Source organism: Pelovirga sp., assembly GCF_059864205.1.
Window position 1 is genome coordinate 1 of the sequence record NZ_JCBCBS010000204.1, and the last position, 10,145, is coordinate 10,145.

Consider the following 10,145-nt stretch of genomic DNA (forward strand, 5'->3'; position numbering starts at 1 on the left):
CAATGGCGGTTCGATCAGCGATGAGTGCATCCGGATAGTAATCTCGCAAAAGGAAATACCAGTTTCTTTTGACAATATCCTCCGGCGGGGATGACGGATCCTTGGTGTATAGACGCGATCCGAGTTTTCTGAGTTTGCCACTTTTAACAGCCTGATGAACCAGCGCAGAGATGGCTGTGGTTGAGACAAAAACTTCAGGAAGATCATCTAAAAAAGTGGGCATAGTGGAATCCTTTCAAGCCATTCTATTGAATTAATGGTTTATATAAAAGGATAATTTTGATTTTTTGATAAGTAAGATCAATGCATAGATGTCTGGGCACGTTTTTTTGCTGGCACCATGGGGAATCCTTGCCTGGAGAGCTTTTTTGCTCATGAAAGGACTTTTACGTGATCCACATAAGAACTGTCTAACCGTTTCCGCTACCCGTGAATCTGACACCCATCCCCCAATCTTATATATGAGCCTCTTGCAAAAGTAGATGCAACATTTTGCATATAGAGAAAAAGCTGTAAAAAGTCGAGCCTCAAAGGCAACTATCTGATATTATTAGGTTACGACGCCAAATAACAGTCAGGAGGTTACCGATGAAGCTCAAGACCAAAATATCATGCCATGTTCGGCATCATCACCCTATTTGCCGACCAGTTGCTTAAAATCACTGGTTGCTGATTGTCAAAGAACGAAAAAGCTGGGCTACGAGGGAGACGTCTGTCCAAAATCGAAAAAATAGTCTCCCACAAAGCCCTGTGTTCCACTTATTTCAGAAAATGGGGCCAAGCACTCACTGGTGAAGTCCTGAAGCCTGGGAGCTTAGACCTTTTGCAAGAACCTCATATGATACTGCATTGCTCTGAGGAATATTTTTTGGCAAACCCGTGGAATCTAATAAACCCTGTGTTACCAGAAAATCCCGCTCGGATCGCCAGGCGGGATTGTCGCATTCAAAAAGGGGGATTTTTTTTGACATTATTTCAATGAAGCCCATAGGCTGCGCGGTCAAAGCGCAGCGAAGTCAGAGTCGCATCGAAGAGCTAGTCATTCTGTGCATTCGCAACACACGCGACCAAATTCAGCGCTGATAACACCAGATATTTGGAATTCTCGTTGGTGCTCATAAGCACTTTATTGTCCTGTAGCAGTGCAATGACGTAAGCAAGCAACCATGGTTCTTTTTGGTAACCGACATATTTCTTGATTGATTCTGCCGTTAATTCAGGTGTCATTCCTTGTGGAAACTTTAGCGAGGCCGTGAGTCGCTGAAGTTCGCGCTCTTGGTCCTCTTCTGTAATGGTCTGGATTCTTTCATCAGATTCTTTAAGCGCGAGGTGCATCACCATAAGAGTTTCCAGCACTACCTCTACATGCGCTGGAGAAATAGACATTTTCGTCAACGCCAATACTGACGCGAGAAGATTTGGTTGATCACGAAATATCTCGTCGCAAATCGCCTCTTTGTCTTTGCGATCCATTTCTCTGATCACCTGAACGGCGGACATCAAGTTTTCTACAGTGATTCGTGGCATATTTTATGGACTCACGAGATGATGTTTTTTACGACGCATAACCGTCGTAAAAACGTCTGTTAGACTACTCCCCTCCTTTTAAGTGGCCCATGGGATTTTAAAGTGACGTTGGCGGGGGGTTGTGGTGACAAACCTAACGCGAATATTCCTTTTTGGCAATAATGAACGCGGCAGCACCATTAGCATGAACGAAAAAGATTGCCCTGAGCGAGCATTTCAGATGCTACTTTCTCATATCTTGCCTTCCATTAAACTGATGGCTTGTCCGGTGGTCAACCATACATTCTTACAAATCCTGCAATTCAAGTCACTCAAGATTATTTTGTACCGAAGGTCAAAGGAAGGCATTTTTACTAGCATTTTATAATTATTTAGCATTTGGCACGATTTTGCACTTCACAACTAATTAAAAATACGTGGGCACCGGCCCAAAATAGACCGAAGGTCGGAAAAGTAGTGACCATCGGTTTTAATAAACGGCAATATCGGATAACCGACGGTCAACATCATAAAATTTGGGCACAGAATGGGCACAAACACAAAAAGCACCTAACCAAAACTGGCTAAGTGCTTGATTTTATGGCGGGGCTGACGGGACTTGAACCCGCGACCTCCGGCGTGACAGGCCGGCGTTGTAACCGACTCTACTACAGCCCCTCTTCAGACAGAAACAGGAAGCTTGTAAGCGTCCGGACAGAATGATATGCCGGACGGCAAATGCTTCCTGTTTCCAAAACTAAACAATAAAAGGTTTCTACCGTGACGTGCGAAAATTAATTGACGGCATCTTTCAGCGCCTTGCCGGCCTTGAACTTTGGTACCTTGGCTGCAGCAATTTCAATTTTCTGTCCTGTCTGCGGATTTTGACCGGTACGTGCGGCACGTTCACCAACGCTGAAGGTACCAAAACCAACCAGAGCAACCTTGTCGCCAGACTGAAGTGCGCCGGTTACGGTTTCGATGAATGCCTTAAGCGCTTCTTCGGCCTGGGTTTTATTAAGCTCTGCTTTTTCTGCCATTGCACTGACAAGATCCGCTTTAGTCACGGGAGACCTCCTTGTTTGTTGATTGATATGAACCGTCCGAAAACGCGTAAGGTATAGCAGGTTTGTAAAAAATGTGTCAAGCTCTTTTTCCTGCGCTGACGGGGCTCGAGAAAGTTTTTGTAATTAAAACTCAGACCTCATTTTTCTGCTTCAGTACAGGGAGCAAAGCCAGGGCAAGAACCTGATCCATATGTTCGACGGTTTCGATCTCAATACTCTTTAACAGTTCCTGTGGCAATTCCGTCAGATGCTTGCGATTTTCTGCCGGAATAATCACCCGCGCAACCCCGCCGCGCCGCGCAGCAAGGATTTTTTCCTTCAATCCGCCGATGGCAAGAACTCGTCCTCGCAAGGTCACTTCACCGGTCATGGCAATTTCTTTAGCAATCGGCCGACCACTTAAGGCCGAGGCCAGCGCTGTCGCGATGGTAATCCCGGCGGATGGTCCGTCTTTAGGTACAGCCCCCTCCGGCACATGAATATGAATATCCAACGCAGAGAACATATCCTCCTTGAGATCCAGCTCTTGCCAGCGCGAACGGATATAACTTAAAGCGGCTTGGGCAGATTCCTGCATCACTTCACCTAACTGTCCGGTAATGGTTAATTTACCCTGCCCAGGGAAGGTTGTTACTTCAATCACCAGCAGTTCACCGCCGGTTTCCGTCCAGGCCAGGCCGGTGGCCAGGCCGACCTGATCATCTTTTTCGCGTACCCCGTACTTGAATTGTGCCACTCCAAGAAAGTTAGTGATCTGCTTGTCTGTCACCCTGAAGTGTTTTTTCTTCCCCTCAAGTAGCGCCCTTTTAGCTAATTTGCGCATCACGGCGGCAATCTGGCGATCAAGGCTACGAACACCTGATTCCCGCGTATAGTGACGGATAATTTCGTAGATGGCAGCATCAGAAAACTGAACCTGATCAGCTTTCAAGCCATGGGCTGCAATCTGTTTTTTCAGCAGATAGCGCCGCGCGATATGCAACTTTTCTTCTTCGGAATATCCCTCAATCCGGATCACTTCAAGACGGTCGTGTAAGGGCCGAGGAATCGCATGCAGGCTGTTGGCTGTCGCGACAAAAAGCACACTTGAAAGATCGTAGTCGATATCAAGAAAATGATCACCAAAACTGCTGTTCTGTTCCGGATCCAATACTTCAAGCAGTGCTGACGATGGATCACCGCGAAAATCAGTGCTCATCTTGTCGATTTCGTCCAGCATGAAAACCGGATTTTTTACTCCGACCTTGCGCAGTCCCTGAATAATCTTCCCCGGCATGGCACCAATATAGGTGCGCCGATGGCCACGTATTTCCGCCTCGTCACGAACACCACCTAACGATATACGAACGAATTTTCGTTGTAATGCTTTGGCGATCGATTGTCCCAGCGAGGTTTTACCAACACCTGGAGGACCAACCAGACACAGGATCGGCCCCTTGATTTTTTTCACCAGCGCCTGTACTGCTAAATACTCAAGAACACGTTCTTTTACCTTGTGAAGCCCATAGTGGTCCTCATCAAGAATCTGCTCTGCTTTCACCAGATCGTGGCGGTCACGCGTCGACTTGTCCCAGGGCAATGACAACAGCATTTCAATATAATTGCGTACCACGGTAGCTTCAGCCGACATGGGTGACATCATCTTCAGCTTGCGAATCTCTGTTCCGGCCTTGGCCTGAGCTTCCGGTGACATCTTTTTACTATCGATCTGCTGTTCAAACTGCAGAATTTCCTGCTTGAATTCATCCTGCTGACCGAGTTCCTTCTGAATCGCCCGCATCTGTTCATTCAGATAGTATTCTTTCTGACTGCGTTCCATCTGACTCTTGACGCGACTGCGCACCCGCCCCTCGATCTGCAGAATTTCTGTCTCCTGTTCCAATAACATCAGCAGCTGCTCAAGCCGCCGTGACGGGTCGAGCATCTCCAGAACTTCCTGTTTTTCAGCAATAGTAATCTGCAGATGACCCGCCACTGTGTCAGCAAAGCGTGATGGATCATCGATGCCGGCAATAGCAGCACTGACTTCCGGTGGGATCTTCTTGCTTAACGCAATATAGCTGTCAAATGCACTGGTCACCGCCCGCATCACAGCTTCCAGCTCTGTTGTCCGGGTTGAGACATCCTCCTGCAATTCGGTGATAACTACCTGGTTAAAATCGTTTCCGCAGACAAATGATTGTATTGCTCCGCGACGAATTCCTTCAACCAGCACCTTAACTGTACCATCGGGAAGTTTTAGAAGCTGGACCACTTTACCCAAGGTGCCGACAGCATAGAGATCATCACCGGTGGGATTATCGTTGCCTGGATCTTTTTGTGTGGTTAGAAAGATCAGCTTGCTGGGACTCTCTACCGCCCGTTCAAGAGCACAGATTGAAAGGGATCGTCCAACAAAAAGAGGAACAACCATAAAGGGAAAAACAACAATATCGCGTAACGGCAACAACGGATACGGCTGTTGATCTGCAACGTAGACATAGTCATCCGACATCTATTCACCCCTGTAGACAAAAGAAGCGCAGACGCCGTTAAACAGGGCCTGCGCTCCAGACGATCAAACAATGATGTGTGCGATGATTATAATTGCGTCAGGCACTCTCAGCGACATCATAGAGAACAATCGGCTTGTTCCCTTTGGTGATCACTTCTTCATTGAGGACGACTTCCCTGACCCGATCCTGGGAAGGAATATCGTACATAAGATCCAGCATCGAGTTTTCAAGTACCGAGCGCAAGCCGCGGGCACCGGTCTTACGTGCCAAGGCCTCTCTGGCAACCGCAACCATAGCACCATCAGTAAACTTCAGCTTAACATTTTCCATATCAAACAGGCGCTGGTACTGCTTGAGCAGAGCGTTCTTGGGTTCACGCAAAATCTGAACCAGCGCTTCCTCGTCAAGCTCGTTGAGAGTTGCTATCACCGGAATGCGGCCGACAAACTCCGGGATCAAGCCGTATTTTAAGAGATCACCAGGCTGAATCCTGGATAACAGATCACCCAGATCTTCCTCTTTCAAGGAACGAACTTCGGCTCCAAAACCCATTGCTTTGGAACCGATGCGCTTGCTGATGATCTTTTCCAGTCCGGAAAAGGCGCCGCCGCAAATAAAGAGAATGTTGGTCGTATCGACCTTGAGAAATTCCTGTTGCGGATGTTTGCGCCCGCCCTTAGGCGGTACACTGGCAGTTGTCCCTTCGATAATCTTCAGCAGCGCCTGCTGTACCCCTTCGCCCGACACATCGCGGGTGATTGACGGAGATTCAGACTTGCGGGCGATCTTGTCAACTTCATCGATATAGATGATCCCCTTTTGCGCTTTTTCAAGATCATAATCGGCTGCCTGTAACAGACTTAAGATAATATTCTCGACATCTTCACCGACATAGCCGGCTTCGGTCAGATTGGTGGCATCGGCGATGGTAAAAGGGACATCCAGAACCTTGGCCAGGGTCTGGGCGAGCAGGGTCTTGCCGCTGCCGGTCGGACCAAGAAGCAGAATATTGCTTTTCTGAATTTCAATATCGTCATTTTTTTCAGAAAATTCGATACGTTTGTAGTGGTTGTAGACCGCTACCGAGAGAATTTTTTTGGCGCGCTCCTGACCAACGACGTACTCATCGAGAACTTCCTTGATTTCTGATGGTTTCGGTAGATTCTTGCCGCTACCGGCAACAGAGTGATCCTGCCGCGCCTCTTCATCAATAATGTCGTTACAGAGTTCAATACACTCATCACAGATATAAACCGTTGGGCCGGCAATGAGCTTTTTGACTTCTTCTTGTGATTTTCCACAAAACGAACAGGTCAGATGGCTGTTTTCTTCTTTAGAACTCACCTGGTGTACCTCCATTACTCCTGACGACCGGGTTTTTTCTTAACAATGTCGTCGATGATACCATAATCGCGCGCATTTTCGCTATCCATGAAAAAATCGCGCTCTGTATCGGCAGCAATCTTATCGAGTTCTCGCCCACAATGACGTGCGAGAAGCTCATTCAAGGACTCGCGCATACGCAGAATTTCACGGGCATGAATATTAATATCAGAAGCTTGTCCCTGAAAACCACCGAGGGGCTGATGAATCATAATCCGTGCGTGAGGCAATGCGTAGCGCTTACCCGGAGCACCGGCGGCGAGGAGAATCGCTCCCATACTGGCGGCCTGACCGACGCAGATGGTCGAAACGGGAGACTTGATATACTGCATGGTATCGTAGATGGCCATTCCTGCTGTCACCACCCCTCCGGGTGAATTGATATAAAGGTGAATATCCCGGTCCGGGTCTTCCGACTCAAGAAACAACAACTGGGCGATAATCAGGTTGGCCATGTGGTCTTCGATGGCACCACCCAAAAAAATGATCCGGTCTTTAAGTAGACGCGAATAAATATCGTAGGCACGTTCGCCACGTCCGCTATCTTCGACAACCATCGGCACCAAAGGCATGATCAGGACTCCTTTTCTGCGTCTTCAGAGTCGTTACCATCCGCTGGAGACTTCGGCTCAACCTCGGTCACAACGGCTTTATCCAACAAAAATGCAGAGACTTTCTCCTGCAGCAATTGCCCCTTGAGACCACGTAACGCCTGATCATTTTCGAAGAATTTTTTTACCTGCGCAAGCGGCGTATTGCTCTGCTCGGCAAAATCAGCGAACTTCTGCTCAACCTCGGCCTCTTCGACAACAATTTGCTCCTGCTTGGCAATCGCATCAAGAAGCAGCTCACCCTTAACCTGCTGCGTCGCCATGTCCCAATAGGTTTTGTTGAAGTTTTCGTCGTTCATCCCCAACATTTCCAGCGACATGCCTTGAGCTTTCAGCCGCTGTGAAAAACTGTCCTTAAGATACATCAGCTGGTTGGTAACCATCCCGTCGGGCAGATCAAAAGGATTTTTTTCAAGCAGGGCGTTCATCAGATTTTCCTGCAACTGGCTGTCGATCTGTTGCTGCTGCTGAGCCTTCAAGTTGTCACGGATCTTTTCCTTGAGTTGTTCCAGACTGTCCGCGTCCATCTCTTTAGCGAAGTCGTCATCCAGGACAGGGATTTTCTTTTCCTTGATTTCCTTGAGCAGGACTTTGAAAACAGCATCTTTACCCGCCAGACTTTCGGCACCGTAGGCTTCCGGGAAAGTGACGTTGACGTCCTTTTCCTCATCACGCTTCATGCCGACTACCTGAGCCTCAAAGCCGGGGATGAAGCTGTTGGAACCAAGCTCGAGTTGATAATCCTGTGCGGCGCCGTTTTCAAAGGCTTCACCATCAATATAACCGGTGAAGTCAATCACAACGGTATCATTATCGCGGGCGCTATCGGACGGTGCTGCAACCAGTTGCACTTTGGACTGCAGCATCTGCTCCAGTTGCTGATCAACTGCAGAATCATCAAAAACCAGCTTTTCCTTTTCCAACTCGAGGCCGGTATAATGCTGTGCCTTTATTTCAGGGCGTACCTCGACTTCCGCTTCATAAGAAAAGGCCTGCCCTTTTTCAATCGCTCCGGTCTGTACGACTTCAGGCTGAGAAACAGCTTCAACTTGATGATCGATCATTGCTTTATAAAGACTATTGTTGATCAATGACCCGATAGTGTCGTAATGGGCCTTAGGACCATATTGCTGTTCAAGAATCTGCTTGGGCACCTTGCCTTTGCGAAACCCCTTGATATTAGCGGTCTTGGCGATTTTTTTAAAAGCGCCGTCAAGTTCACTGGCAACCAGATCAGCATTCACTTCGATGGTGAGCTTCTTTTTGATCGGACTCAAATCTTCGACTGTTACATTCATTAATTAACTGTCCTTCCTGATTTGCAATATTTGCATCATTGGGATATGGAGATATGGGCAGATAGCAAAACCCGGTGAATTGAATTAAAAGAGTAACTATTCAGCACTATCCTTGCGCAGGGTCGGGGGTCATGGATGACCCAACGGGAAACAATCGCGTCCCTTGACATAGGATTCCCGATCCGGTGCTGAACAAATACTTAAAAGCTAACCTTAAAGTCTGGTGCGGATGGGGAGACTCGAACTCCCACGCCTTGCGGCACTAGATCCTAAGTCTAGCGTGTCTGCCAATTCCACCACATCCGCACAACATCAACACGACAAGCAACAATGCTCACCCCCCATACCCACCCGGTCTGACGGGCTAACTGAGTGTGGAAGATGAGCACTGTTCACGTTTAAATGGGGTGAGTGAAGGGGCTTGAACCCTCGACATCTGGAGCCACAATCCAGTGCTCTACCAACTGAGCTACACCCACCAGAAAAACTTCGGTATTATATGAAAAAAATAACAGCTTGTCAAACAAAAATGGCGCGCCAGGAGGGATTCGAACCCCCGGCCTACGGATTAGAAGTCCGTTGCTCTATCCAGCTGAGCTACTGGCGCTTAAGTCTTTTGCATGCGTATCTGCAAGGGGTGGTTTCTAGCATGCTGATAAAAGATTTGCAACGAATATTATGACCACTTGGATAGTGTAAGCACCCATTTAATCTCGTTTGCTATCCTCGTCATCCCTCGCCCTGCAAGGGTTTTGGGCACAGATATCGACTGGTCGAGCAGCGGCAATATGTGGATCCTGACGGAAAGGATCCACAGGAATATTCGTCCTGACATCTGTAGCGTGATTTAACGTTCTCTGCATTAGATCAAACAGATAACCAAAGCCCGGGTCATCGGCAAAGGGGTCGTTATCCCGAACGTAGCTGATCCATGCTGCAGACGTTACCAGCGGATCCTCATCAAACAAATCGGTCGGTTTGACGCATTCATTGCGTGCGGCACAAACTGCCTGCTCAAGCAAGGCATAGCTGTAGAGCAAACTAGAAATCAATTCCTTTGGTTCGGGCATGCCACCACGGTACAAACGTGCCAACTGCTCCAGCCATTCTGCCGCCAGGCTGAAGTTCCTGCTTTCAAGCTGCTGTAATCGTGATGGCAACTCCCCACTCCTCGACAACGAGCAACTTACCTTGTCAGCAATCCTCTGTACACTGTTGAGATATTCAGTCGCAGCCCGTAACGACAACTCCTGAAATCGATCAATCAGCGCGGCAGTTGATTCCTGCTCTGTGCCGGGCAATCGATCAGCATACTGACGCAATGCTTCTGCACAGCTACTTAAACGTTGCAACATATCCCGTTGCCTATCGGCCTCATTCATAAAATCCTCGTAACGCAGCAAAAGAGTCACAGAAGCGCACCAACAAATTAACAGTGCTAAAAGCATACCCTTGTCAGCTCAAGGGCGACAACAGGGATAATTTAACTCGTTAACGACAAGAAAAACCGCATTGCGTACGTCCAGAGCTTCCGGATCAAGGCTAATTAACGCGTTCGTGCCTGTGAATTCAGGATAAAGTGGACAGGTACTACAACCCAACTCTCAACCACCTTGCCGTAGCGTTTTGCAGGGATAAACCGCCAACGGATGATGGCCCTGCGCGCAGCATCATCAAGGCTTTTATAGCCACTTGAATTTTTGATTGTTATTTCAGCAACTTCACCGGTGGCAAGGACTCTGACATTGAACTCTACAGTCCCCTCCCAACCGCGGCGCCGGGCAA

General features: G+C 48.1%; 9 protein-coding genes and 4 tRNA genes. All 13 read right to left on the reverse strand.

Going from position 1 to position 10,145, the window contains the following annotated elements; all coding sequences use genetic code 11:
• Positions 1-223, reverse strand: a 223-nt coding sequence (locus tag AC6F7T_RS12855; protein ID WP_500719444.1) for a hypothetical protein, incomplete at its 3' end; no start/stop codon positions are given.
• An 812-nt stretch (positions 224-1,035) separates the two neighbouring features.
• Complete coding sequence (locus AC6F7T_RS12860; protein ID WP_500719446.1) at positions 1,036-1,473, reverse strand: hypothetical protein; 438 nt, start codon at positions 1,471-1,473, stop codon at positions 1,036-1,038.
• Between the two features lie 634 nt (positions 1,474-2,107).
• Positions 2,108-2,184, reverse strand: a tRNA-Asp gene (locus AC6F7T_RS12865).
• A 116-nt stretch (positions 2,185-2,300) separates the two neighbouring features.
• Positions 2,301-2,573 (reverse strand): non-specific DNA-binding protein Hbs, encoded by a 273-nt coding sequence (gene hbs / locus AC6F7T_RS12870; RefSeq protein WP_500719448.1) that lies wholly within the window; start codon positions 2,571-2,573, stop codon positions 2,301-2,303.
• Positions 2,574-2,703: 130 nt separating this feature from the next.
• Positions 2,704-5,067 carry an endopeptidase La gene (gene lon / locus AC6F7T_RS12875; RefSeq protein WP_500719450.1) on the reverse strand — a complete coding sequence of 788 codons (2,364 nt, stop codon included), beginning with the start codon at positions 5,065-5,067 and terminating at the stop codon, positions 2,704-2,706.
• Positions 5,068-5,164: 97 nt separating this feature from the next.
• Entirely contained in the window at positions 5,165-6,412 is a 1,248-nt protein-coding gene (clpX, locus tag AC6F7T_RS12880) for an ATP-dependent Clp protease ATP-binding subunit ClpX (protein ID WP_500719452.1), read from the reverse strand.
• 14 nt (positions 6,413-6,426) lie between these two features.
• Positions 6,427-7,023, reverse strand: a complete 597-nt coding sequence (clpP, locus tag AC6F7T_RS12885; RefSeq protein ID WP_500719454.1) for an ATP-dependent Clp endopeptidase proteolytic subunit ClpP — start codon at positions 7,021-7,023, stop codon at positions 6,427-6,429.
• Between the two features lie 2 nt (positions 7,024-7,025).
• Positions 7,026-8,360: a trigger factor gene (gene tig / locus AC6F7T_RS12890; RefSeq protein ID WP_500719456.1), complete on the reverse strand. Its 1,335-nt coding sequence runs from the start codon at positions 8,358-8,360 to the stop codon at positions 7,026-7,028.
• A gap of 221 nt (positions 8,361-8,581) precedes the next feature.
• Positions 8,582-8,666 (reverse strand) — tRNA-Leu (locus AC6F7T_RS12895).
• A 97-nt stretch (positions 8,667-8,763) separates the two neighbouring features.
• Positions 8,764-8,839 (reverse strand) — tRNA-His (locus AC6F7T_RS12900).
• A 51-nt stretch (positions 8,840-8,890) separates the two neighbouring features.
• Positions 8,891-8,967 (reverse strand) — tRNA-Arg (locus AC6F7T_RS12905).
• 100 nt (positions 8,968-9,067) lie between these two features.
• Positions 9,068-9,772, reverse strand: coding sequence for a hypothetical protein (locus AC6F7T_RS12910; protein ID WP_500719458.1), 705 nt, complete (start codon positions 9,770-9,772; stop codon positions 9,068-9,070).
• Between the two features lie 134 nt (positions 9,773-9,906).
• Positions 9,907-10,145: TonB family protein (locus AC6F7T_RS12915; protein ID WP_500719460.1), on the reverse strand; the 239-nt coding region annotated here is incomplete at its 5' end.

Bases quoted from the DNA above. Each gene is read 5' to 3' on its own strand.
- clpP (WP_500719454.1), bottom strand. From the start codon at position 7,023: ATGCCTTTGGTGCCGATGGTTGTCGAAGATAGCGGACGTGGCGAACGT.
- tig (WP_500719456.1), bottom strand. From the start codon at position 8,360: ATGAATGTAACAGTCGAAGATTTGAGTCCGATCAAAAAGAAGCTCACC.
- AC6F7T_RS12860 (WP_500719446.1), bottom strand. From the start codon at position 1,473: ATGGATCGCAAAGACAAAGAGGCGATTTGCGACGAGATATTTCGTGAT.
- lon (WP_500719450.1), bottom strand. From the start codon at position 5,067: ATGTCGGATGACTATGTCTACGTTGCAGATCAACAGCCGTATCCGTTG.